The following is a 23,878-nucleotide window of genomic DNA, read 5'->3' as shown; positions in this document are numbered from 1 at the left end:
CTACACTTTGGCCCATGTTCATTCACCACGTGTTCATCACAGGTTGCAGCGACCGGGGAGCCTGGCCCTGGCGTCAGCCTGTCGCTTTGAACGCCTGATGGCACCTGGGCAGCAGCCCCAGCGTGCACCCGTGGCCTCCACCCGAATGCGGTGAGGCCGATTGAATGGACCGCAGCGCCCCTTTTCATTGCACAGGGACACGCGCTGCGACAGCTGGGAGCCCTCCCCGTGATCACAGAACTTGAATTCAAAAGCCTGGCCAGCGAAGGCTATAACCGCATTCCGCTCATGGCCGAGGCCTTTGCGGACCTGGAAACTCCGCTCTCGCTCTATCTGAAGCTGGCGCACACCAAAGACGGCGGCAAGCACAGCTTCCTGCTCGAATCCGTGGTGGGCGGCGAGCGCTTCGGGCGCTACAGCTTCATTGGCCTGCCCGCCCGCACCCTGCTGCGCGCCAGCGGCTTTGGCGACCAGGCCAGGACCGAGGTGGTGACCGACGGTCAGGTGGTCGAGACCGCGCAAGGCAACCCGCTCGATTTCATCGAGGCCTACCAAAAGCGTTTCAAAGTGGCTTTGCGCCCCGGCCTGCCGCGTTTTTGTGGCGGCCTGGCCGGTTACTTCGGCTACGACGCGGTGCGCTACATCGAAAAGAAGCTGGAGACCACCTGCCCACCCGACACCCTGGGCTGCCCCGACATCCTGCTGCTGCAGTGCGAGGAGCTGGCCGTCATCGACAACCTCTCGGGCAAGCTGTACCTCATTGTCTACGCCGACCCGGCCCAGCCGGAGGCGTACGCCAAGGCCAAGAAGCGCCTGCGCGAGCTGAAAGAGCAGCTCAAGTATTCGGTGAGCGCCCCCGTGGTCAAGGCCACCGAAAGCCACCCCGCCCAGCGCGACTTTGCCAAGGCCGACTACCTGGCCGCCGTGGAGCGCGCCAAGGAGCTGATTGCCGCAGGCGACTTCATGCAGGTGCAGGTGGGCCAGCGCATCCACAAGCGCTACACCGAGTCGCCCCTGTCGCTGTACCGCGCGCTGCGTTCGCTGAACCCGTCGCCGTACATGTACTTCTACGACTTTGGCGACTTCCATGTGGTGGGCGCCAGCCCCGAGATCCTGGTGCGCCAGGAGAAGACCGACGAAGGCACCAAGGTCACCATCCGCCCCCTGGCCGGAACCCGCCCGCGTGGCGCCACGCCCGAGAAAGACAAGGCCACCGAGGTCGAACTCATCAACGACCCCAAGGAACGTGCTGAGCACGTGATGCTCATCGACCTGGCGCGCAACGACATCGGCCGCATCGCCAAAACCGGCACCGTGAAGGTGACCGAGGCCTTTGCCGTGGAGCGCTACAGCCACGTGATGCACATCGTGAGCAACGTGGAAGGCATCCTGCACGACGGCATGACCAGCATGGATGTGCTCAAGGCCACCTTCCCCGCCGGCACACTCACCGGCGCGCCCAAGGTGCACGCCATGGAACTCATCGACCAGCTGGAACCCACCAAACGCGGCCTGTACGGCGGCGCCTGCGGTTACCTGAGCTACGCGGGCGACATGGACGTGGCCATCGCGATCCGCACCGGCATCATCAAGAACGGAACGCTCTACGTGCAGGCGGCTGCCGGTGTGGTGGCTGACTCGGTGCCCGAGCTGGAATGGAAAGAAACCGAACACAAGGCCCGTGCGCTGCTGCGTGCCGCAGAGCTGGTCGAGGAGGGGCTGGAATGACCCTAGCTATCACCCGAGTCAAACCCTGCACCACCATGCAGGACGTGCGCCGCGAAGTGAACGCGCTGGACGACGTCCTGGTGCCCTTGCTGGTGGAGCGCGTGGGCTACATGACCCAGGCCGCCCGCATCAAGCAAGGTGTGGAACAGGTGCGCGATGAAGCGCGCATCGAGGCCATCGTGGCCCGCGTGCGCGAGCGCGCCCAGGCCGAAGGCGGCGACGCCGACGTGATGGAAGCCATCTACCGCAGCCTCATGGAAGCCTGCATTGCCTATGAACACCGCGAGTTCGCCCGTCTGCGCGAGCCCGCCCTTGCCGGGAGCGCCGCATGACTAAACTCTTGATGGTCGATAACTACGACAGCTTTACCTACAACATCGTCCAGTACTTTGGTGAACTGGGCGCCGAGGTCGAGGTGTTCCGCAACGACGAGATCACAATGGCCGAGATCGAGGCGCGTCTCAACGCGGGCCAGCTCGACCGCCTCGTCATCTCGCCCGGCCCTTGCTCGCCCGCAGAGGCGGGCATCTCGGTGGCCGCTATCAAGCACTTTGCCGGCAAGCTGCCCATTCTGGGCGTGTGCCTGGGCCACCAGAGCATTGGCGCGGCCTTCGGCGGCAACATCATCCGCGCGCAGGAGTTGATGCACGGCAAGACCAGCGTCATCACCACCACGCAAAAGGGCGTGTTTGCGGGGCTACCCGAGCAGTTCACCGTCAACCGCTACCACTCGCTGGCCATCGAGCGCGCCACCTGCCCCGATGTGCTGGAGGTGACGGCCTGGACGGAGGACGGCGAGATCATGGGCGTGCGCCACAAGACGCTGGCGATCGAAGGCGTGCAGTTCCACCCCGAAAGCATCCTCACCGAACACGGCCACGCCATGCTCAAGAATTTTCTGGAGCAGCGCGCATGAGCTTCATCGACGCCCACCAGCTGGTGATGTTCATCGCCGCAGGCTGGCTGCTCAACCTCACGCCAGGCCCCGATGTGCTTTACATCGTGACCAACGCGCTCAAGACCGGCACCCACGCGGGCATCGTGGCGGGCCTGGGCATCACGGCTGGGTGTTTTGTGCACATCTTTGCGGCCGCCGTGGGCGTGGGCGCGCTGCTGGCCGCATCGGCCACGGCGTTCACCGTGCTCAAGTGGATCGGTGCCGCGTACCTGATGTGGATGGGTGTGCGCATGCTGTTGTCCAAGCCCGGTGCCGACGGGGGCAACAGCGCAGCGCTGGCAGCCGCGCAGGCGGCCCCTGCGCAGCACACACCGCTCTCCAAGGTGTTCCTCGGTGGCTTCTGGACCAATGTGCTCAACCCCAAGGTCGCGATCTTCTTCCTGGCCTTTGTGCCGCAGTTCATCGCGCCGGGCGCGGACAACAAGGCGCTGGCCTTTGTGTTGCTGGGCGTGCTGTTCAACCTCAACGCCATCCCCGTCAACGTGGGCTGGGCGCTGGCGGCATCGTGGATGGCACGGCGCGCCGGGGTGATCCAGCTCGGCATGCACTGGCTGGACCGCGTGGCCGGTGCCATGTTCATCGGCTTCGGGCTCAAGCTGGCCTTCACAGACCAGCCCTCAGCATAAATACCAGGAGACATTCCATGCCCATTACCCCCCAGGAAGCGCTGCAGCGCACCATCGAGCACCGCGAAATCTTCCACGACGAGATGCTGCACCTGATGCGGCTCATCATGAACGGCGAACTCTCGCCCGTCATGACCGCGTCCATCATCACCGGCCTGCGCGTGAAGAAGGAAACCATCGGCGAGATCACCGCTGCCGCGCAGGTGATGCGCGAGTTCAGCACCAAGGTGCACGTCAAGGACGCGACCCACATGGTGGACATCGTGGGTACGGGCGGCGATGGCGCCAACACCTTCAACATCTCCACCTGCTCGATGTTCGTGGCCGCCGCAGCGGGCGCCAAGGTCAGCAAACATGGCGGGCGCGGTGTGTCGAGCAAAAGCGGCAGCGCCGATGTGATGGAGGCCCTGGGCATCCACATCAACCTCAAGCCCGAGCAGATCGCCCAGTGCATCGCTGAAGTCGGCATCGGCTTCATGTTTGCGCCCAACCACCACCCCGCCATGAAAAATGTGGCCCCGGTGCGCAAGGAGCTGGGCGTGCGCACCATCTTCAACATCCTGGGCCCGCTGACCAACCCGGCCGGTGCGCCCAACATCCTGATGGGCGTGTTCCACCCCGACCTCGTCGGTATTCAGGTGCGCGCGCTGCAGCGCCTGGGCGCCGAACACGCGCTGGTTGTGTATGGCCGTGATGGCATGGACGAAGTGAGCCTGGGCGCCGCCACGCTGGTCGGTGAGCTGAAGAACGGCCAGATCACCGAATACGAGATCCACCCTGAAGACTTCGGCCTGCCGATGGCGAGCAACCGCGCCCTCAAGGTCGAAACACCCGAGCAGTCGCGTGAGATGCTGATCGGCGTGCTGAAGGGCGAACCCGGTGCCGCGCAGGACATCGTCTGCCTGAATGCAGGCGTGGCCCTGTACGCCGCCAACGTGGCCGAGTCCATCCAGACTGGCATTGCCAAGGCACGCGCTGCGATTGCCTCCGGCGCCGCGCTGGCCAAGCTGGAGCAGGTGGTCACGCGCACGCATGCGCTGGCCACAGCGGTCTGATACGGCGGCCTGACCCCGCCATGTGGCACGACCCGGGCACCTGGATCGCACTGGGCGTCTCTGCCCTGTTCATCGTGGCCGGGGTCGTGATGCACCGCGTGTTCACCCGCATTCTGAAACAGGGCTCCGCTGAGCCCACCGAAACCGACAAGGCAGCCAACCATGAGCAGTGACATCCTCAACAAGATCGTGGCCGTCAAGCACGAAGAAGTGGCCGCCGCCAAGAAGCGCCTGCCGTTCGATGCCATGCGCGCCGATGCCGAGAGCCGCGTGCTCACGCGCGACTTTGAAGGCGCGCTGCGGGCCAAGATCGCCAAGGGCCAGGCGGCGGTGATTGCCGAGGTCAAGAAGGCCAGCCCCAGCAAGGGCGTGCTGCGCGCTGACTTCGAGCCCGCTGACATTGCGCAAAGCTATATGGAAGGCGATGGCAAGGTCAGCGCGGCCTGCCTGTCGGTGCTGACCGACCGCCAGTTCTTCCAGGGCCAGCCCGACTACCTGAAGCAGGCCCGCGCTAGCACCTTGTTGCCCGTGCTGCGCAAGGACTTCATGGTGGATGCGTACCAGATCTACGAATCGCGGGCCATGGGCGCTGACGCCATCCTGCTCATCGCCGCGAGCCTGGATGACGCCCAGATGGCTGACTTCGAGGCCATTGCCCGCAGCCTGGACATGGCGGTGCTGGTGGAGGTGCACGACCGCGCCGAACTGGAGCGCGCGCTCAAGCTCAAGACCCCGCTGGTGGGCATCAACAACCGCAACCTGCGCACGTTTGAAGTCACGCTGGACACCACCCTGGGCATGCTCAAGGATGTGCCTGCGGACCGTTTGCTGGTCACCGAGTCCGGCATCCTCAAGCCTGCCGATGTGAAGACCATGCGCGACGCGGGTGTGCACGCCTTTCTGGTGGGCGAGGCCTTCATGCGGGCGGATGACCCCGGCCTGGCGCTGGCCAAGCTGTTCGCTTGACAGTGATCGATCACTATGTTTTTGATAGCTGCTGGAGCATGTGTAATTAGCGCTACCAGCCTATTTCGCCATGAATTCCTCTGAAATGCCCGCCACGCAACTCCAGACGGCCCGACCCGCCGACTGGCCGGTGGCCCCTGGCTGGCAGCCCTTGGTGGACGCCTTTTTTGCAGGCGCGCGTGGGCAGGCGTTGCTCGCTCACTTGCAGGCGCGGCTGCAGGCCGGGGCTGCGATCTTTCCGCCTCAGCCGTTGCGCGCGCTGGACCTGACGCCACCCGAAGACGTGCGCGTGGTCATCCTGGGGCAGGACCCGTACCACGGCCGGGGCCAGGCCGAGGGGCTGGCATTTTCGGTGGCGCCGGGCGTGCGGCTGCCGCCCTCGCTGCAGAACATCTTCAAGGAAATGCAGCGCGACCTGGGGGTGGCGTTTCCCCCGTTCCCGAACCCCGGCGGTAGCCTGGTCAAGTGGGCAAAGAATGGCGTGCTGCTGCTCAACACCTGCCTCACGGTGGAAGAGGGCCAGGCCGCCAGCCATGCGGGCAAGGGCTGGGAAGAGCTGACCGACACCGTCATCCGCCACGTGGCCGAGGGCCCGCGTCCGGTGGTGTTCATGCTCTGGGGCTCGCACGCACAGGGAAAGCGCGCGTGGATTCCCGCAGACCGGGGGCACCTGGTGCTCACCTCCAACCACCCCTCGCCGCTGTCGGCCCTGCGCCCGCCGGTGCCCTTCATTGGCAACGGGCACTTTGGCAAGGCGCGGGATTTTCGCGCGCAGCACGGGTGCTGAGCAGGGTTCGCAACATCACGAGTGCGCCATGACCGACGCAGACGTGGAAGCGCAGATCTTCGCCTTGCTCGCACGGCGCAAGCTGCACACGACGATCTGCCCGTCAGAGGTCGCTCGGGCGTTGGTGCCAGAGGGCGGTGACTGGCGCCACTACATGCCTCAAGTCAGGCAGGTGGCGCAGGTTTTGGCCCAGCAGCACCGCCTGCGCGTCACGCGCGGCGGGGTGCCGGTGGATGCCAAAGCGCCCGGCGGCCCGATTCGCCTCGGTCTACCGATGGATGACCAGCCCAGCGAATAACCCACGCCAAGGGCTACCACGGCTGCGGTAGCCGTTCCTTGAGCAGTTCCAGAAACGCCTGCGCCGCCACCGGCAGGCTGCGCCCGGCCAGGGTCTGGAGTTCGATGTCGCGCAGGTCCATGCCGGGGTCGCTGATGGGCAGGGCCACGATGGCGCCTTCGGCCACCAGGTGGCGCACGGCGATCTCGCTGGCCACCGACAGCCCGCCGCCCAGCTGTACAAAGTTGACCACCGTCTTGGCGTGGTTGCTGATGAGCACGGCCTCCAGCTGCAGGCCCTGGCGGCTGCAGACGATGTCGATCATCTGACGCACCGTGGTTTCGGCCGGGGGCAGGGCCAGCGGGTACCCGGCCATCTGCGCCAGGGCCACGCTGCCTGCGCTGGCCAGTGGGTGGCCCGGGGGCAGCAGGGCCAGCACCGGCGCGCTCTGGCGGTAGGCCACGTCGATGTCCTTGTGCGGTGCGCGGCTGAAGCACAGGCCGATGTCGGCTGCGCCGCTGCGCACGGCGTCGGGCACCTGGGCCGTGGGCAAGGCGATCACGCTGAACTGCACCCCTGCGTACGTGCGCTGGAACTCCACGCACAGGCGCGGCACCAGCTCGTTCGCAAACGCATCCGACGTGGCCAGGCGCACCTGCCCCGCACGCAGCCCCTGCAGCGCGCCGATCTCGCCCAGCGCGCGCTCGGCGTCCAGCAACGTGCGGCGCGCGTGCACCGCGAGGATCTCGCCCGCCGCCGTCAGCACCATGCCGCGCGGGTGGCGCTCAAAGAGGGGCGTGCCCAGCTGGGCCTCCAGCCCCGCGATCTGGCGGCTCAGTGCCGAGGCGGCCACATGCAGCCGGGCCGAGGCCTCGGTGAGCGATCCACTTTGCGCCACGGCCAGAAAGTAGCGCAGGGTGGTGTCTTGCAGCAGGTGGGGGCGCATGGAGGGAGGGGCGGCGATGGAGGTGTTCAGTATGCGCCGGTTTGCCGTGGTGGCAAAGCAGCTTGCTGAAATGCTGGTGGTCAAGCAAGGCGCTGCTTCCTAAGATGGTTCCATCCTCTGTTGTGTCCGATTTCTTTGCGGGAGTGCTCTGTATGCGTCTACTTTCCTGGGGCCGTGGTGTCTGGGGCCTGGCCGGCCTGCTGGTGCTGGCATCTGCCGCGCAGGCACAAGCCAATTGGCCGGATCGCCCTGTGCGGGTGATCGTGCCCTTCCCCGCCAGCGGCGCGACCGACCTGGTGGCCCGCACCGTTACCCAGCGCGTCGCGGCCGACCTGGGACAGCAACTGGTGGTGGACAACAAGCCCGGCGCTGGCGGCACCCTGGGCACGGCCGAGGCGGCCAAGGCCGCACCCGACGGCTATACCCTGCTGCTGACCACGAGCAGCACACATGCCATCTCGCCCCACCTCATGCCCAAGCTGGCTTATGACCCGCGCAAGGACTTCACGCCGGTGGCCCATGTGGCCGACGCACCCAGCGTGCTGCTGGTCACCAACAGCCTGCCGGTCAAGACCGTGGGCGAACTGATTGCCTACGCCAAGGCCCACCCCGGCAAGCTCAACTACGCCACCAGCGGCAATGGCACCATCGTGCACCTGAACACGGCCGCCTTCAGCGCCCAGGCGGGTGTGGAGATGACGCACATCCCCTACAAGGGCACGGCCCTGGCCATCCCTGACCTGATTGCCGGGCAGACGCATGTGCTGTTTGACTCGCTGCCCACCGGCATGCCGCACGCCAAGGCCGGCCGCCTGCGCGCGCTGGCCGTGACCAGCGAAAAGCGCAGCACCCTGGCGCCCGAGCTGCCCACGCTGGCTGAGTCCGGCCTGCCCGGTTATTCGTCGGTGACCTGGTTTGGTGTGTACCTGCCTGCGGGCGCACCGCCCGCGCTGGTCGAGAAGGTGCACAAGGCCTTCGCCAAAGCCGTGCAGGCGCCCGAAGTGGCCGAGAGCCTGGCCAAGCTGGGCGTGGAGCCCGCTGTACCGCGCACGCCCGCGCAGTTTGGTGCCATGGTGCAGGCCGATAGCAATCGCTGGGCGACGGTGATTCGCCAGCACAAAATAACCCTGGAGTGACATCCCCCTGAGCGGCTTTGCCGCTTCCCCCTTCTCTCGAATGGCGTTGCCATTCGGGAGGGGGGACGACGCCCTCGGTGCGGGGCGGCCCTTCATCGGCGTCCCTCGCTTTGCGCCGCGCCGGTTTCATGCAGCCCGCCCTGTGCGGGGCAACAGAGTCAGAACGCTATGAATACCCCATCCCTCGACTGGTCCCTTCCCTACGCCTCAAACCGCAGCGCGGTCATGGGCCGCAACGTGGTTTCCACCTCGCAGCCGCTGGCCGCGCAGGCGGGCCTGCGCATGCTGCTGGCGGGTGGCAACGCGGTGGACGCCGCCATTGCCGCTGCCATGGCGCTCACGGTGGTGGAGCCCACGGGCTGCGGCCTGGGCAGCGACGGGTTTGCCATCGTGTGGGATGGCAAGGAGCTGCACGGCCTCAATGCCTCGGGCCGTTCGCCAGCGGCCTGGACGCCTGAATATTTCGAGAAGCTGGGCGGCATTCCTGAAACCGGCTGGAATGCCGTCACCGTGCCGGGTGCCGTGTCGGCCTGGGTGGCCTTGTCCAAGCGCCTGGGCAAGCTGCCGTTTGCACAACTGGCCCAGCCCGCCATCGACTACGCGCGCAACGGCTTTCCGGTGTCGCCCACCATCGCCCGCCTGTGGGCGCTGGGCGCGGCCAAGCTGGGCACGCAGCCCGGGTTTGATGAGTGCTTCATGCCGAATGGTCGCGTGCCCCAGGCGGGCGATATCTTCCGCAGCGAAGCCCATGCGCGCACGCTGGAGCTGATTGCCGAGACCGAGGGCGAGGCCTTCTACCGGGGCGTGATTGCCGAGCGCATCGCCGCCCATGCGCAGGCCCATGGCGGCGCCATGACGATGGCCGACCTCGCCGCACACCAGGCCGACTGGGTAGGCACCATCCAGCAGCGCTTTGGCGATTCGGTCATCCACGAGATCCCACCCAACGGCCAAGGCATCGCCGCACTGATGGCGCTGGGCATGCTCGACGCGCATGGCATTGGCGCTCACCCGGTGGACGATGTGGAGACCGTGCACGCCAGCATCGAGGCCATGAAGCTCGCGTTTGCCGACCTGCACCAGTACAACGCCGACATCGACGCCATGCCGGTGAAACCGGATGCGCTGCTGAACCCCGACTACCTGCGCAGCCGCGCCGCGCTGATCGACACCACGCGTGCTGGCGACCCCGGCTACGGCGCGCCGCGCCCCGGCGGCACGGTGTATCTGGCGGCAGCCGACGCGTCCGGCATGATGGTCTCGTTCATCCAGTCCAACTACATGGGCTTTGGCTCGGGCGTGGTGGTGCCGGGCACGGGTATTAGCTTGCAGAACCGGGGCCATGGCTTCAACCTGGTCCCGGGCCACGCCAACCAGGTGGCGCCGCGCAAGCGCCCCTCGCACACCATCATCCCGGCCTTTGCGATGCATGTCGACGGCACGCCGCAGATGGCTTTCGGCGTGATGGGCGGCCCCATGCAAAGCCAGGGCCACACCCAGATGGCGCTGCGCGTGCTGCGCTACGGCCAGAACCCACAGGCAGCCGCCGATGCACCCCGTTGGCGCATCACCGGCGGCAAGGGTGTGGCGGTGGAGCCAGGGTTCGACCCCGCCGTGGTCGCCGCGCTGCGCGCGCGCGGGCACGAGGTGACGGTGGAAGAGGGCAACGGCGTGTTCGCCTTTGGCGGCGCCCAACTGGTGCTCAAGAACGGCAACAGCTACATCGCGGGCTCCGACCCGCGCAAGGACGGGCACGCGGTGGCGTTCTGATCCGTGCCCAGGTGGCGGGCTTGATGCTATTGAATATATAGCTGTTCAGGCATATTGCACTAGCGCCACCGGCTGTTTTGGTGCTTAACGTGTCTCGCGCACGGTCAGCCAGGCGCTGGCCGCGCCGCTGAGCACGATGGCCGCGATGCCCGCCAGCGACCACGCATCGGGCACATGGCGGTACACCAGCCAGCCCGCCAGCATGGCAAACCCGATCTGTGAATACAGGAACGGCGCAATCGTCACCGGCGTGGTGCGCGCATAGGCGTTGAGCAGCAGCATGTGGCCCACCGCGCTCGACAGGCCCATGGTGAACATGCCGGCCCACAGCCACGGGTCGCTCACCGGCTGCCAGAAGAACGGCACGCCCAGCGACACCAGCGCGGTGGCGATCCAGCTGGTGTAGAGCTGCGTGGTGGCGGGGCTCTCGTGCCCGGCCATCTTGCTGCTCAGCACCTGGTAGCCCGTGCCCGCAGCCAGCATGCACAGCGGCCACAGCAACGCCCAGGTGAAGGCCTCGCCGCCGGGCCGGATGATGGCCAGCGTGCCCGCCAGGCCCGTCACCACCAGCAGCCAGCGCAACGGGCTCACCGGCTGGTGCAGCCACAGGGCCGCCACCACCGTCACACACAGCGGCACCGTGGCCACGATGGCCGTGAACTCCGCCAGCGGCAAGGCCGTGAGGCTGATGAAGCCGAACAGGCTGGTCATGGCGAACAGCGCGCCGCGCAAGGCCTGGAAGCGGGGCTGTGTGGTGCGCAGGGCTGGGCGCCCCGCCCGTTGCAGCACGAAGGCCGTGGTCAGCAGCGACTGGAATACATAGCGCATCCACAGCGCCATGACGATGGGCACACCCACACTGACCAGCTTGCTCGCGGTGTCCAGCAGCGCAAAGAACGCGCAGGCCGTGACGGCCAGCGCGATGCCTGCCAGCGCCGCACGCCGACGGGCTGCAGGGCTGGTCGACGACGCAGGGCCGGGGGGACTCACGGCGTGCCGCGCGCACGCTCCAGCAGCATGGCGTCGCCATAACTGAAGAAGCGGTACTGCTGCGCAATGGCGTGCCGGTACAGGCCCATGATGTGGGCGTAGCCCGCAAACGCGCTCACCAGCATCATCAGCGTGCTCTTGGGCAGGTGGAAGTTGGTGATCAGCACATCCACCACCTGGAATGCAAAGCCCGGTGTGATGAAGATGTTGGTGTCGCCCGAGGCCTGGCCCGTCTTCGCCCAGGATTCGAGTGTGCGCACGGTGGTGGTGCCCACCGCCACCACGCGGCCGCCGCGCTGGCGGCAGCGCTCCAGCGCGGCCAGCGTGGCCAGTGGAATCTCGTACCACTCGCTGTGCATCTGGTGCTCGGCCAGGTTCTCGGTCTTGCAGGGTTGGAAGGTGCCTGCGCCCACGTGCAACGTGACGCTGGCGCGCTCGATGCCGCGTGCGGCCAGGTCGGCCAGCACGCCTTCGTCAAAATGCAGCGCGGCCGTGGGCGCGGCCACGGCGCCGGGGTTGCGGGCAAACACGGTCTGGTAGCGCTGGCTGTCCTCGGCCTCGTCGGGGTCGTGGTCGGTGTTTTGCTGGCGCTCGATGTAGGGCGGCAGCGGCAGGTGGCCGTGGCGGTCCATCAGTTCCCAGGGCGAATCGCCTGCGGGGCCGTGCAGCGCAAAGCGGAACAGCGGGCCGTCCTCGGTGGGCCAGCGGCCCAGCAACTGCGCGTCAAAGCCGCCCGCCTTGCGGCCACCGGCCATGTGCACCACGCTGCCGGGCAGGGGCTTCTTGCTGACCTTCATGTGGGCCACGACTTCGTTACCCGGGTTGCCCGCCTCGGCGGGCAGCACGCGTTCGATCAGCAGCTCCAGCTTGCCGCCGCTGGCCTTCTCGCCAAAGATGCGCGCCTTGACCACGCGCGTGTCGTTGAATACGAGCAGGTCGCCCTCGCGCAGCAGGCCGGGCAGCTCACGAAAGATGCGGTCCACCGGCTGCATGGCGCGGCCATCGAGCAGGCGCGAGGCGCTGCGCTCGGGCGCGGGGTGCTGTGCAATGAGTTCGGGGGGCAGCGAGAAGTCGAAGTCGCTGAGGGTGAACACGCGGGGCGTGGAAGGGCCGCCGGAGGCGAGGGGCGCACTGGTTGCGCCGCTGGAGAGATCAGTCATCGTGCTTGAGGGCCGAACGGGCCCGTGCCAAGGTAAAAATTGCGGAAGGCGCGATTGTCCCACGGGGCTGCAGCCCCTGCAGGCGCGGTGCTAGGGCGAGGTGGTGAATGCCACCGCTGCCGGTACGCTGTGCACCAGCCGTTGCACGTCATCGGCCTGGGCCAGGGTGGTGCCCGGATGCAGCAAGGCGGCAGCGCCTGCGGCCACGCCCCAGCGCAGCGCCTCGGCAGGCGCATCGCCCCGGTCCAGCGCCCAGACCAGCGCGGCCAAAAAGCAGTCACCAGCGCCCGTGGTGCCGGTCGTAGCGGGCACGTTCAGCGCTGGCGCCTGCCATACCCCCTCCCGCGTGGCCAGCACAGCGCCTTGCTCGCCCACCGACAGGGCCACGGTGTCTGCGGCGCCGCTGCGTACCAGCGACTGGGCGGCAGCGCACCAGTCGACCGCCTGTTCCAGGGGCTGTTGCAACAGGTCGCGCAGCTCGCGCAGGCTGGGTTTGACCAGCGCCACCCCGGCCTGCAATGCCGCCGCCAGCGGCGGCCCCGAGGTGTCGACGGCCACCCGCACGCCCCGGCCGGATGCGGCGCGCGCCAACTGGGCGTAGAAGTCGTCCGGCGTGCCAGGCGGCAGGCTGCCGCTGGCGATCAGCCAGCGGGGTGGCGGTGTGTGGGTAGCCAGCGCATCCAGGCAGGCCTGCCACTCGCTGGCCTGCAGCGTGGGGCCGGGCAGCACAAACCGAAACTCCTGGCCCGTGCTGGTCTCGACCACCGAAAAGTTCTCGCGCGTGTCGCCCGCAATGCGCTGCAGCCGCGTGGGCACGCCCTCGCCGGCCAGCAACTGCTGCACCTGGGCGCCCGCCGCGCCGCCCGCCAGTGCCCACGCGCTCACGTCCGCGCCCAGGCGGTGCAGCACCCGCGCCACGTTGATGCCGCCGCCCCCCGCAAACCGCTGCACCGGGCCGCAGCGCAGCTTGTGTGTGGGGGCCACGTGGTCGGTGGTGGTCGCCAGGTCCAGGGCGGGGTTGAGCGTCAGGGTGATGATCAGTGCAGGCATGGGCTACCAGACCTTGTCGGAGAAGCCGGACCACAGCTCGTCCAGGTCGGGAAAGCGCCACTTCTCGGGGTCTTCGCGTGCCACGATCTTCTCGTTGCAGTCCGGGGCGGCTAGGTTCACCACCTCGGGCGGAATGCGCAGGTCGGACTTGGTCGAGAAAAACACCTTGACGATGGGGGTGGTCAGCGCGGTGGGCGATTGCTCAGTCACGATGCCGATGCGGCCCGAGGTCAGCCGCACCAGCGAGCCCACGGGGTAGATGCCGATGCTTTTGACAAACGCCTGAAAGATGCGTGCGTCAAAGTGGTCCCTGGTCCACTCAGCCATGCGGCGCAGCGACTCGGCCGGGTCCCAGCCGCGCTTGTAGGGCCGGTCGGAGGTGATGGCGTCGTACACGTCGCAGATGGCCGTCATGCGGGCGATCACGCTGATGCCTTCGCCCTGCAGCTTGTCAGGGTAGCCCGAGCCGTCCACCTTTTCATGGTGGTGGAGGCAGGCGTCCAGCACGGCGTCGGGCACGTTGCCGCCTTCCTTGAGCATGTGGTAGCCCTCCACCGGGTGGCTGCGCACCACGGTGAACTCCTGGTCGGTGAGCTTGCCGGGCTTGTTGAGCACTGCCAGCGGGATGGCCGCCTTGCCCAGGTCGTGCAGCAGGCCCGCCATGCCAGCGAGCCGCTGCTGGTCGTCCTTGAGCTTGAGCTGCTTGGCCAGGGCCACCATGAGCGCACACACCGCCACCGAATGCATGTAGGTGTAGTCGTCGGCCGTCTTCAGCCGCGCCAGGCTGATGAGTGCGCCGGGGTTGCGGGTGACGGAGTCGGAGATTTCTTCCACCAGGCTCTGTGCACTGGCCGAGTCCACTGCGCGGCCCATGCGGGCCTCGTTGAACATCGAGACCACCGCTTCCTTGGACTTGACGCAGATGGCGGCGGCCATCCTCAGTTCGCTGTGCATGTCCGCCGGTTGGCGGTCCCGCTTGGGGGGAGGAGGGGGCGAAGGCAGCGTCACCTTGATGGGGGGCAGGTCCTCCAGGCGGCTGAAGTCGGTCTCGATCTGCGCATCCACCTCTTCGCGCGACATCGAAGCCGTGCCTGCGGCCACATCCAGGCCCTTGTCGGTATCGATCCAGATTTCCTGAATGGCGGTGGCCTGGATGCGGGCGAGGTCCTTGGGGTCCTTGAGCAGGAACTTGGCCCGCCAGAAGGGGTGCTCCATCCACGAGCCGCAAAACTCGTGCAGGTACATGCCCAGGGTCAGGTGTTGGATTTGAATGCGCTTGAGCATGACGGGGCCCCGGACTCGAAAAAACGCCGTGATCAGGCGTTAGCAATGGTAACCATGGTAGCCTTTTCAGGCTGCGATCTCCGCTCGTTTTCCCTAGCAAATTGCTCTCCATGCCCGCTGCAGCCCCTGCTCCCGCCAAACCCACTGCGCGCTCCGCCGTCCCGGCCGCGCGTGGCCAGGGTGCGGCCTCGGTGGCGCAGAAGGCGTTGCAAAAACTGGGCCTGCGCCGTGATATCGACCTGGCCCTGCACCTGCCCTTGCGCTATGAGGATGAAACCCGCATCACCCCGCTGGCCAACGCGCGCGACGGGCAAACGGTACAGATCGAGGCCACGGTCACTGCCAGCGAGGTGCAACTGCGCCCCCGCCGCCAGCTGCTGGTGCAGGTGGAGGATGACACCGGCAGCTGTGAGCTGCGCTTTTTCAGCTTCTACCCGTCGCACCAGAAGACCCTGGCCGTGGGCGCGCGCCTGCGCATTCGGGGCGAGGTCAAAGGCGGCTTCTGGGGGCGGCAGATGCTGCACCCGGCCTTCCGCGTGGCGGGTGGAGAGTTGCCTGCCGCTCTTACGCCCGTCTACCCCACCACCGCCGGACTGCCCCAACCCTACCTGCGCCGGGCCGTCGTCAGTGCGCTGACGCGGGTGGATTTGTCCGACACCCTGCCACCCGGCACAGAGCCACCGATGGCCCGGGTTTATGGCCCCAATGGCCTGCAGCGCAGGTTCAGCTTGCGCGAGGCGCTCACTTTTTTGCACCATCCCACGCCCGATGTGGCGCTGTCCACGCTGGAGGACCAGAGCCACCCGGCCTGGCAGCGGTTGAAGGCGGAGGAGTTGCTGGCCCAGCAGCTGTCGCAGCAGCAGTCGCGGCGCGAACGCGACATGCTGCGCGCGCCGGTGCTGCGGCCCCGGCGCAGTACCGACGGCGCCCTGCCATTGCACGAACAGTTGATGGGCGTATTGCCGTTTGACCTGACGGCGGCCCAGCGCCGCGTGGGCGAAGAGATTGCGGCCGATCTGGCCCGCCAGGTGCCCATGCACCGTCTGCTGCAGGGCGATGTGGGCTCGGGCAAAACCGTGGTGTCGGCCCTGGCCGCCTGCCTGGCCATGGACGCGGGCTGGCAGTGCGCGCTGATGGCACCCACCGAAATCCTGGCCGAGCAGCACTTTGCCAAGATGATCGGCTGGCTCGAACCGCTGCTGGCCGCACACGGCCGCAAGGTGGCCTGGCTGGTGGGCGGGCAAAAGAAGAAGGACCGTACTGCCATGCTGGCGCTGGTGGCCAGCGGCGAGGCGGCGCTGGTGGTGGGCACGCACGCCGTGATCCAGGACCAGGTGCAGTTCAAGAACCTGGCGCTGGCCATCATCGACGAGCAACACCGCTTCGGCGTGGCCCAGCGGCTGGCCTTGCGGCAAAAGTTGGCGGCCCACGGCATGGAGCCGCACATGCTCATGATGAGCGCCACGCCCATCCCGCGCACTTTGGCGATGAGCTACTACGCGGACCTGGATGTGTCGGTGATCGACGAGCTGCCGCCAGGCCGCACGCCCATCGTCACCAAGCTGATTGCCGACAGCCGCAAGGACGAGGTGATCGAACGCATCGGCGCGCAGGTGGAGGCCGGGCGGCAGGTGTACTGGGTGTGCCCGCTGATCGAAGAGAGCGAGGCGCTGGACCTCTCCAACGCCACCGCCACACACGCCGACCTGAGCGGGGCTCTGCCGGGCTGCATGGTCGGCCTGCTGCACTCGCGCATGCCCACCGCCGAGAAGAAGGCTGTGATGGCGCTCTTCACCAGTGGCCAGATGGGCGTGCTGGTCAGCACCACCGTGATCGAGGTGGGCGTGGACGTGCCCAACGCCTCGCTCATGGTCATTGAACATGCCGAGCGTTTTGGCCTCTCGCAATTGCACCAGCTGCGCGGCCGCGTGGGGCGGGGTGCGGCGGCCTCGGCCTGCGTGCTGCTGTACGCCACCAACGACAGCGGCCGCGTGGGCGAAACCGCCAAGGAGCGCCTGCGCGCCATGGCCGAAACCAACGATGGCTTCGAGATCGCCCGGCGTGATCTGGAAATCCGAGGTCCTGGTGAGTTTTTGGGCGCCCGCCAGTCGGGCGATGCGCTGCTGCGGTTTGCCGACCTGGCGACCGATACCCATCTGCTGGAATGGGCGCGTGAACTGGCCCCCCAGATGCTGGACCGCTACCCGGAATTGGCCGCCAAACACGTGGCGCGCTGGTTGGGTGGAAAATCAGACTATCTCAAGGCATGAGACGCTCAGAACGACACTGACGTGGCCCGCAGGAACACACCATGACCCTCACCGAACTCAAGTACATCGTTGCGGTGGCCCGCGAGAAGCACTTTGGCCATGCGGCCGACGCCTGCTATGTGTCGCAACCCACGCTCTCGGTGGCCATCAAGAAGCTGGAAGAAGAGCTGGACGTGAAGCTGTTCGAGCGCAGCGCGGGCGAAGTCACGGTGACCCCGCTGGGCGAGGACATTGTTCGCCAGGCGCAAAGCGTGCTGGAGCAGGCCGCGGCCATCAAGGAAATCGCCAAGCGCGGCAAGGACCCGCTGGCAGGGCCGCTCACGCTGGGCGTGATCTACACCATCGGGCCCTATCTGCTGCCCGAGCTGGTGCGCCAGTCCATCACGCGCACCCCGCAGATGCCGCTGATGCTGCAGGAGAACTTCACCGTCAAGCTGCTGGAGATGCTGCGCACGGGCGAGATCGACTGCGCCATCCTGGCCGAGCCTTTCCCCGACACCGGCCTGGCCATGGCGCCGCTGTACGACGAGCCCTTCATGGCGGCCGTGCCCAGCACGCACCCCTTGGCGGCCAAGAAGTCGGTCACGGCTGCCGAGCTGAAAAACGAGACCATGCTCCTGCTCGGGGCGGGCCATTGCTTCCGGGACCATGTGCTGGAGGTGTGCCCCGAGTTCGCGCGCTTTGCGAGCAACGCCGAGGGCATCCGCAAGTCGTTTGAGGGCTCATCGCTGGAGACCATCAAGCACATGGTGGCCGCCGGCATGGGGGTGACGCTGGTGCCACGCCTGTCGGTGCCGCGCGATGCGTTGCTCACGGTGTCGCGCCGCCGCAAGAGCGACGAGACCTACATCCGCTACCTGCCCATCCGTGAGGAAGACGGTGGCCCGCCGCCCGTGCGCCGCGTGGTGCTGGCGTGGCGCCGCAGCTTCACGCGCTACGAAGCCATTGCCGCCCTGCGCAACGCCATCTATGCGTGCGAGCTGCCAGGCGTGACGCGACTGTCCTGAACGGCTGCGGGGCGCTGATTCGCTTCCTGTAATCGGCGCTACACTCCCGCCGCCCCTGCGCAGGACCACCCGGCCCGGGCAGGCCCTGCTCCACGGCGCCCTCTGCCCATCGGCGGTCGGTGCCTTTGCCCCCACAAGAGGTTCCTATGAAGACGCTTTGGCTCACCGCCACGCTGGTTGCCGCCCTGACGGCTTGCTCCACCCCCACCCCACCACCGGCAGCCCAGACGCTTAAGAAGCCTGCGCTCGACCGCATTGCGGCCGCGCCTGCCGCCGCTGCAGCAGCGGACTTCCGACAGTTCCTGGCGCTGGCTGCACAGATGCAGCCGCAGCTGCAGACCGCCGTGTCGGCTTATCTGGCGCACAAGCCCTTGGTGGGTGATGACCTGGTCAACATCAGCCGCTTGCTGGGTCTGCACAACCGCTTGCGCAACCAGGCGGCGGTGATCGACGCCACCGCGAAGATGGTGGCCGTTCCCACGGTGCGGGCCGACAAGGTGCCGCCGCACGAGGACAAGCACATCATTGCGTTCGGTGCCCTGGTCGAAGGGATGGCCAAGGACTTTGGCCTGCAGTACCGTAATGTGGACAACCGCATCTTTGAAGTGAAGCTGCCCGGCAGCGGCCCCGAAGAATTCGGCATCCTCACCCATGCCGACGTGGTGCCCGTGGTGGCCGACGAATGGGTTCTGGACGATGGCACGAAGCTTGACCCCTTCCAGCTGACCCGCGTGGGCGGCAACCTGTATGGCCGGGGCTCCATTGACGACAAGGGCTCCATCGCCACGGTGCTGTTTGCGATGAAGGCCGTCAAGGACAGCGGCTTGCCGCTGGCGCGCACCATCCGACTCATGATCGAAACCACCGAAGAAACCGGTGGCGACGCGATGAAGTACTACCGCGCCAAGACCTCGCTGCCTGAGTACAACATCGTGCTCGATAGCAAATATCCTGCGGTGGTGGCCGAGAAGGGCTCGGGTGCGCTGCGCACCACCTTTGCCTTGGGCGCCGCGGCAGGCAACCAGCCCACCATCGTGGCCATGGCGGGCGCCGCATCGGCCAACGCCGTGCCCCAGACGGCCACGGCCCGCCTGCGTGGCGGCAACGCCGATGCCACCACCCGCCAGCTCAGCGCTGGCAAGGACGCCTTTATCGGCAAATACACCAGCCAGGGCGGCAAGTTCAGCATCGATGTGGCGCGTGAAGGCGCAGACGTCTTGGTCAAGGTCACGGGCGCATCGGCCCACGGCTCGCGCCCCGAAGAAGGCGTGAATCCGCTGCCGCGCCTGGCGCTGTTCCTCAAGGAGTCGGGCCTAGTGCTGGCCCCCAACGGCTACGCGCAGGCCGTGCGTTACCTCACAGACCTGTATGGCACCGACTACCTGGGTCGTACGATGGGGCTGGCCTACAGCGATGACTTCATGGGCCCGCTCACGATGTCTCCCAACCTCATCCGCGAAAAGGATGGCAAGGTCGATGTGCTGGTGAACGTGCGCATGCCCCGTGGCAACACGCCCGAAGCAGTGGCCAAAGCCACCACCGAACGCATCAAGGCCTGGGGCACCCAGGCCGGTGTGGCGGTGGAGGTGGACCACAACCAAGGCAACTGGATGGCCCGCGACCCCAAGGGCGCCTGGCTGGCCACGTTGCTCAACACCTTTGGCGACACCACCGGCCTCGAAGCCAAGCCCGTGCCCACGGCCGGCAGCACCACCGCCAAGCTGATGCCCAACGCCATCAACTTTGGCCCTGCCATGCCTGGCAAGAAGTACACCGCCCACAATGCCAAGGAGTTCAAGGAAGTGGCGGACCTGGATGCCGACATGCAGATGTTCACCGAGATGCTGGTGCGCATTGGCAACTTGCCGCACATGCAATAAGCCTGCGGGGCTTGGCTCCGCTTGCGTTTTCTTGACACAGGCGCAAGGCATCGGCCTTGGCTGACACTGGGGGCCAGGCGCTTGCGCTACAGTATTTGAGGACCCCGCACAGCGCGGGGTGTTTCATGTTCTCCGCACGGAAGGAACCTCCCCATGGCCAAAGCTCCTGGCAAAGCCGCATCCGGCAAACCCTCTGCCCCCAGTATCAACATCGGCATCAGCGACAAGGATCGCGCCGCCATCGCCCAGGGCCTGTCGCGCCTGCTGGCCGACACCTACACGCTGTACCTTACCACCCATAACTTCCACTGGAACGTCACGGGCCCCATGTTCAACACGCTGCACACCATGTTCATGGCGCAGTACACCGAGCTGTGGAACGCGGTGGACCCGATTGCCGAGCGCATTCGCTCGCTGGGCCATGTGGCACCAGGTTCTTATGCCGAGTTTGGCAAGTTGGCGACGGTGCCCGACGCCCCCGCCAAGCCCCCCAAGGCGCTGGACATGGTGCGTGTGCTGGTTGAGGGCCACGAAGCCGTGGCCCGCACGGCGCGCAGCCTGTTCCCTCTAGCCGACAAGGCCAGCGACGAGCCCACGGCCGACCTGCTGACCCAGCGCCTCACGGTGCACGAACAGACGGCGTGGATGCTGCGCTCGCTGCTGGAAGAATAAAAGGGCTCTCCTTCCCCTGCGCGCGTCGGCCTACGCACGGCCCGGCTGCGCGCAGGGAGATGGCACAGGCGCGCAGAATAGCGCCTTGTCCTACACGGCGCAGCACGGTCGCCTGCGCATGATGCGGGTTTTGGTCATGCTCCCTTCCCGCAGGACGGCATGGCGGATCAACTCCCTGTGATGTATGCGAATCCTGTACGTTGAAGACAACCCGGAGCTGCGCGAGACCATCGGCATGCTCATGGAAGGCGAAGGCCGGACGGTCACGCCCAGCGCCTCTGCCGAAGAGGCGCTGGCGCTGGATGCTGGCGACCCCTTTGACGTGCTGGTGACCGATGTCAGCCTGCCCGGCCTTTCGGGCACGGATCTGGCCCGCCAGCTGCTGGAAGATGATCCGCAGCGCTGGGTGGTGCTGTGCTCCGGGTATGAACTGGGCAGCCATCCGAGCAATTGGGGGCCGAACGTGCGCGCCTTGCTCAAACCCTTCGAGCTGGAAGAGCTGGAGCAGCTGCTCGATTCCATCCAAAGCGCGCTGGCCTCGGCCGCCGGCTGACGTTTGCGGGCACCGCCCGCTCGCGGTTTGCCTCCCCCCCTGTCACATCACACTGGTGGAGCCTCAGGGGCTTCCTGCGGTCGGCTTGTCTGCTGATCGGCACGCTGGCTGCGCGTGCTTGGCATGGTCAACTGCGGTGCGGGCGCGCTGGCGAATGGCGCGGCAGTGTCACCTGGAAGGTGGTGACATTGTCTTGCGACCTGGCTTCGATGGTTCCACGGTGGGCCCGCACGATCTGGTGTGCAATAAAAAGCCCCAGCCCCAGACCCTGGTGGCGGCCAGGCTCGCGTTCTCCTCCCCGGAAAGGGTCGAACAAATGCGGTAACAGCTCGGGGGGGATGGTGCCGCCGTTGGCCACCGTGATGCTCACCTGCTCGGCGCGGGTCCCGTCCACCGCAATCCGTACGGGGTGGTCGGCGCTGCCGTGGTGCAGTGCATTGCCGACCAGATTGGTGACCACCTGGCACAGGCGCTCCGCATCCCAGGTGCCTGCCAGGTCTCCCTGCAGGGTGGAATCGATGGGGCGCTCCGGGTGGCTGGCCGCCACCTCGTCCAGCGTGCGCTGCACCAGCGCCTGCATGTGGGCAGGGCCCAGTTGAAGGGCCAGCCCACCCGCCTGGCGGATGCGGGTCACGTCCAGCAGGTCTTCGATCATGTGGCCCATGCGCTGGCTGGCGCCCAGCACCCGGTCGGCCATGAGTACCGCCTTGTCGGGGGGCGGCTGCCGCTTGAGCACGGTGGCCGCCGCGACGATGGACTGCAGCGGTGTGCGCAGGTCGTGGCTCAGCACGGCCATGAACATTTCGTTGATGCGCAAGGCCTCGGTGCGCGCGCGCAGCTCGTGCGCCAGCGCCTGCTTGCGCCGGTGCAGTTCAAAGAACACGCTCGCCTTGTTGGTGAGCATGTGCGGGTCGATGGGTTTGTAGAGAAAGTCCACCGCCCCGCTCTCGTACCCCCGGAACTGCCAGTTCTGCTCGCGTGAGCCCGCTGTCATGAAGATGAGCGGGATGTGCCGGGTGCGCTCGCTGCCCCGGATCAGTTCCGCCAGCTCGAAGCCGTTCATGTCGGGCATCTGCACGTCCAGCAAGGCCAGGGCCACGTCGTCATGCGCCAGCAGGAGTTCCAGGGCCTCAGGGCCCGACTGGGCCTTGAGGATGTCCAGCCCGTCGCGTTGCAGCAGCGCCTCCAGGGCGATCAGGTTTTCCTCGACATCGTCAACGAGCAGGCATTTGGTGCGGTCGGTCTGGGGCATGGGCGGTGGGGAGGGTGGATGGGGTTCTCAAGGAAGGACGCATATGCCCGTATCAAAGCTGCTGGCGCTGGTGCAGGTCCGCCAACAGCCTGGCAATGCCTTCAGGGGGCAGGATGTGGTCAACCGCCAAGGCCGCGATGGCCGCCTGCGGCATGGTGGGCATGCTGGCGCTGGCGGGGTCTTGCACGATCGTGAGGCCGCCCGCCGCCTGAATGGCTTGCAGGCCGTGCACACCGTCTTCGTTGGCGCCCGACAGCAGGATGCCCACCAGCCGGGGGCCGTAGTGGTCTGCCGCCGATTCGAACAGCACGTCGATGGAGGGGCGGGAAAAATGCAGAGGGGCGTCCAGCGACAGCCCCACATGCGGTCCCTGGGGGCCGGCATCGACCAGCAGGTGATAGTCGGGTGGCGCAAAGCTGACCGAGCCTGGCGTGATGGCGTCCTTGTCCTGCGCCTCGCGCAGCGCCAGGGCGCAGCGGGGCAGGAAGATGTCCACCAGCAGGCTGCGCCGGTCCCGGGGCAGGTGCAGCACGACCAGAACCGCGGCCTGCAGGGTGGCGGGCAGCGCGGGCAGCAGATGCAAGAGGGCATCAATACCGCCCGAAGAGCCACCCACCACGACGGCGTGGTAGCCCCCCGGTGGCGATGGCCTTGGCGCCAGGGCGGGGCTGGTCATAGTCCGGCCTTTTTTCGGTAGATGCGGTCCTCCAGCACGAAGTCCTCGAAGGCATCGGTGTGCGCAGAAAACCGCAATGACTCCTTGGAGCCCAGGCCCAGGAAGCCCCGGTGGCACAGCGACTCGCGGAACAACCCGAGTGCACGGTTCTGCAGGTCGCGCTCGAAGTAAATGAGCACATTGCGGCAGGACACCAGATGGACCTCGGCAAACACGCTGTCGGTGGCCAGGCTGTGGTCAGAGAACACCATGTGCTCGCGCAAGCCCTTGTCGAACACCACGCGGCCATAGCCGGCAGCGTAGTAGTCCGACAACGAGCTGCGGGCGCCGGAGCTCGCATGGTTCTCGGTGAAGGCAGGCACCCGGGACAGGTCGAACACACCCGCCTCGGCGGCGCGCAGCGCGTGCGGGTTGATGTCCGTGGCGTAGATCAGCGTGCGGTCCAGCAGGCCTTCTTCCTGCAGCAGGATGGCCAGCGCATACACCTCTTCCCCCGCACTGCACCCGGCCACCCAGACCTTGAGCGACGGGTAGGTGCGCAGCAGTGGCACCACCTCCTGGCGCAGTGCCTGGAAGTAGCTGGGGTCGCGGAACATGTCGCTCACCTGCACGGTGAGGTATTCGAGCAGCGCAGGGAACACGGCGGGGTCGTGCAGCACGCGGTCCTGCAGCTGCGACAGCGTCTTGCAGTCGAACTGCACCAGCGCCGACGCCAGCCGCCGCTTGAGCGACGCCTGTGCGTAGCCCCGGAAGTCGTAGTGATAGCGGTGGTAGATGGCATCGATCAGCAGGCGCTGCTCGATGTCTGCTGTGCGGGCCTTGCGATGGGGCATGG

At 67.0% G+C, this 23,878-nt stretch carries 24 protein-coding genes; 16 read left to right on the top strand and 8 right to left on the bottom strand.

Annotated elements, in window-relative coordinates:
* Nucleotides 1-228 precede the first annotated feature (228 nt).
* The 9 genes from trpE (at nucleotide 229) to AC07X4_RS05740 (ending at nucleotide 6,418) form a co-directional block, all read left to right on the top strand.
* Nucleotides 229-1,728 (top strand): anthranilate synthase component I, encoded by a 1,500-nt coding sequence (trpE, locus tag AC07X4_RS05780; RefSeq protein WP_099732322.1) that lies wholly within the window; start codon nucleotides 229-231, stop codon nucleotides 1,726-1,728.
* On the top strand, nucleotides 1,725-2,060 hold the full coding sequence (locus AC07X4_RS05775; protein WP_056065295.1) for a chorismate mutase: 336 nt from the start codon (nucleotides 1,725-1,727) through the stop codon (nucleotides 2,058-2,060). Before trpE ends, AC07X4_RS05775 begins: the two co-directional genes overlap by 4 nt.
* Complete coding sequence (locus tag AC07X4_RS05770; protein WP_494739507.1) at nucleotides 2,057-2,644, top strand: aminodeoxychorismate/anthranilate synthase component II; 588 nt, start codon at nucleotides 2,057-2,059, stop codon at nucleotides 2,642-2,644. Before AC07X4_RS05775 ends, AC07X4_RS05770 begins: the two co-directional genes overlap by 4 nt.
* Nucleotides 2,641-3,312 (top strand): LysE family translocator, encoded by a 672-nt coding sequence (locus tag AC07X4_RS05765; protein WP_494739506.1) that lies wholly within the window; start codon nucleotides 2,641-2,643, stop codon nucleotides 3,310-3,312. The genes AC07X4_RS05770 and AC07X4_RS05765 overlap by 4 nt, the downstream gene beginning before the upstream one ends.
* Before the next feature lie 17 nt (nucleotides 3,313-3,329).
* Nucleotides 3,330-4,367, top strand: a complete 1,038-nt coding sequence (gene trpD / locus AC07X4_RS05760; RefSeq protein WP_056747856.1) for an anthranilate phosphoribosyltransferase — start codon at nucleotides 3,330-3,332, stop codon at nucleotides 4,365-4,367.
* 20 nt (nucleotides 4,368-4,387) lie between these two features.
* The gene (locus AC07X4_RS05755) at nucleotides 4,388-4,540 is read left to right on the top strand and encodes a hypothetical protein (RefSeq protein ID WP_165836521.1); all 153 of its coding nucleotides are present in this window, start codon (nucleotides 4,388-4,390) and stop codon (nucleotides 4,538-4,540) included.
* Nucleotides 4,530-5,333, top strand: a complete 804-nt coding sequence (trpC, locus tag AC07X4_RS05750; RefSeq protein ID WP_108497475.1) for an indole-3-glycerol phosphate synthase TrpC — start codon at nucleotides 4,530-4,532, stop codon at nucleotides 5,331-5,333. The genes AC07X4_RS05755 and trpC overlap by 11 nt, the downstream gene beginning before the upstream one ends.
* A gap of 70 nt (nucleotides 5,334-5,403) precedes the next feature.
* A complete protein-coding gene (locus AC07X4_RS05745) occupies nucleotides 5,404-6,120 on the top strand; it encodes a uracil-DNA glycosylase (RefSeq protein ID WP_494739505.1) in 717 nt (238 codons plus the stop codon).
* A 28-nt stretch (nucleotides 6,121-6,148) separates the two neighbouring features.
* The gene (locus tag AC07X4_RS05740; protein WP_395456659.1) at nucleotides 6,149-6,418 is read left to right on the top strand and encodes a DUF3253 domain-containing protein; all 270 of its coding nucleotides are present in this window, start codon (nucleotides 6,149-6,151) and stop codon (nucleotides 6,416-6,418) included.
* Nucleotides 6,419-6,431: 13 nt separating this feature from the next.
* On the opposite strand, the gene AC07X4_RS05735 is transcribed toward AC07X4_RS05740, so the two are convergent.
* Complete coding sequence (locus AC07X4_RS05735) at nucleotides 6,432-7,343, bottom strand: LysR family transcriptional regulator (RefSeq protein WP_108497472.1); 912 nt, start codon at nucleotides 7,341-7,343, stop codon at nucleotides 6,432-6,434.
* 152 nt (nucleotides 7,344-7,495) lie between these two features.
* On the opposite strand from AC07X4_RS05735, the gene AC07X4_RS05730 reads away from it, so the two are divergent.
* Both AC07X4_RS05730 and AC07X4_RS05725 read left to right on the top strand, forming a co-directional pair.
* Entirely contained in the window at nucleotides 7,496-8,479 is a 984-nt protein-coding gene (locus tag AC07X4_RS05730; RefSeq protein WP_494739504.1) for a Bug family tripartite tricarboxylate transporter substrate binding protein, read from the top strand.
* Between the two features lie 168 nt (nucleotides 8,480-8,647).
* The gene (locus tag AC07X4_RS05725; protein WP_494739503.1) at nucleotides 8,648-10,249 is read left to right on the top strand and encodes a gamma-glutamyltransferase family protein; all 1,602 of its coding nucleotides are present in this window, start codon (nucleotides 8,648-8,650) and stop codon (nucleotides 10,247-10,249) included.
* 84 nt (nucleotides 10,250-10,333) lie between these two features.
* Here the strand turns inward: AC07X4_RS05725 and AC07X4_RS05720 are convergent, their stop codons facing one another.
* From AC07X4_RS05720 to AC07X4_RS05705, 4 genes are all read right to left on the bottom strand, one after another.
* Nucleotides 10,334-11,239: a DMT family transporter gene (locus AC07X4_RS05720; RefSeq protein WP_494739502.1), complete on the bottom strand. Its 906-nt coding sequence runs from the start codon at nucleotides 11,237-11,239 to the stop codon at nucleotides 10,334-10,336.
* Nucleotides 11,236-12,399: a tRNA preQ1(34) S-adenosylmethionine ribosyltransferase-isomerase QueA gene (queA, locus tag AC07X4_RS05715; protein ID WP_494739501.1), complete on the bottom strand. Its 1,164-nt coding sequence runs from the start codon at nucleotides 12,397-12,399 to the stop codon at nucleotides 11,236-11,238. Before queA ends, AC07X4_RS05720 begins: the two co-directional genes overlap by 4 nt.
* A 90-nt stretch (nucleotides 12,400-12,489) precedes the next feature.
* Nucleotides 12,490-13,449: a 1-phosphofructokinase family hexose kinase gene (locus tag AC07X4_RS05710; RefSeq protein ID WP_494739500.1), complete on the bottom strand. Its 960-nt coding sequence runs from the start codon at nucleotides 13,447-13,449 to the stop codon at nucleotides 12,490-12,492.
* A gap of 3 nt (nucleotides 13,450-13,452) precedes the next feature.
* Complete coding sequence (locus AC07X4_RS05705; protein ID WP_056065324.1) at nucleotides 13,453-14,733, bottom strand: cyclic di-GMP phosphodiesterase; 1,281 nt, start codon at nucleotides 14,731-14,733, stop codon at nucleotides 13,453-13,455.
* A 110-nt stretch (nucleotides 14,734-14,843) separates the two neighbouring features.
* On the opposite strand from AC07X4_RS05705, the gene recG reads away from it, so the two are divergent.
* The 5 genes from recG (at nucleotide 14,844) to AC07X4_RS05680 (ending at nucleotide 21,115) form a co-directional block, all read left to right on the top strand.
* On the top strand, nucleotides 14,844-17,003 hold the full coding sequence (gene recG / locus AC07X4_RS05700; protein ID WP_056747870.1) for an ATP-dependent DNA helicase RecG: 2,160 nt from the start codon (nucleotides 14,844-14,846) through the stop codon (nucleotides 17,001-17,003).
* A 41-nt stretch (nucleotides 17,004-17,044) separates the two neighbouring features.
* Nucleotides 17,045-18,010, top strand: a complete 966-nt coding sequence (locus tag AC07X4_RS05695; RefSeq protein WP_056747872.1) for a LysR substrate-binding domain-containing protein — start codon at nucleotides 17,045-17,047, stop codon at nucleotides 18,008-18,010.
* Between the two features lie 146 nt (nucleotides 18,011-18,156).
* Nucleotides 18,157-19,890 (top strand): dipeptidase, encoded by a 1,734-nt coding sequence (locus AC07X4_RS05690; RefSeq protein WP_494739499.1) that lies wholly within the window; start codon nucleotides 18,157-18,159, stop codon nucleotides 19,888-19,890.
* A gap of 153 nt (nucleotides 19,891-20,043) precedes the next feature.
* Complete coding sequence (locus AC07X4_RS05685; RefSeq protein WP_060984998.1) at nucleotides 20,044-20,562, top strand: Dps family protein; 519 nt, start codon at nucleotides 20,044-20,046, stop codon at nucleotides 20,560-20,562.
* Nucleotides 20,563-20,746: 184 nt separating this feature from the next.
* Nucleotides 20,747-21,115 (top strand): response regulator, encoded by a 369-nt coding sequence (locus AC07X4_RS05680; protein ID WP_494739498.1) that lies wholly within the window; start codon nucleotides 20,747-20,749, stop codon nucleotides 21,113-21,115.
* 127 nt (nucleotides 21,116-21,242) lie between these two features.
* Here AC07X4_RS05680 and AC07X4_RS05675 read toward each other — a convergent pair whose 3' ends face one another.
* The 3 genes from AC07X4_RS05675 to AC07X4_RS05665 are packed head-to-tail and all read right to left on the bottom strand — an operon-like array spanning nucleotide 21,243 to nucleotide 23,876.
* Nucleotides 21,243-22,367 carry a hybrid sensor histidine kinase/response regulator gene (locus tag AC07X4_RS05675; protein WP_494739497.1) on the bottom strand — a complete coding sequence of 375 codons (1,125 nt, stop codon included), beginning with the start codon at nucleotides 22,365-22,367 and terminating at the stop codon, nucleotides 21,243-21,245.
* 52 nt (nucleotides 22,368-22,419) lie between these two features.
* Nucleotides 22,420-23,043: a chemotaxis protein CheB gene (locus AC07X4_RS05670; RefSeq protein WP_494739496.1), complete on the bottom strand. Its 624-nt coding sequence runs from the start codon at nucleotides 23,041-23,043 to the stop codon at nucleotides 22,420-22,422.
* The gene (locus AC07X4_RS05665) at nucleotides 23,040-23,876 is read right to left on the bottom strand and encodes a CheR family methyltransferase (protein WP_494739495.1); all 837 of its coding nucleotides are present in this window, start codon (nucleotides 23,874-23,876) and stop codon (nucleotides 23,040-23,042) included. The genes AC07X4_RS05670 and AC07X4_RS05665 overlap by 4 nt, the downstream gene beginning before the upstream one ends.
* Between the last annotated feature and the right edge of the window lie 2 nt (nucleotides 23,877-23,878).

Source organism: Acidovorax sp. GW460-11-11-14-LB4, from assembly GCF_059423685.1.
Note: the sequence above shows the minus strand (reverse complement) of the source record. Positions and strands in the feature narration are given on the sequence as shown.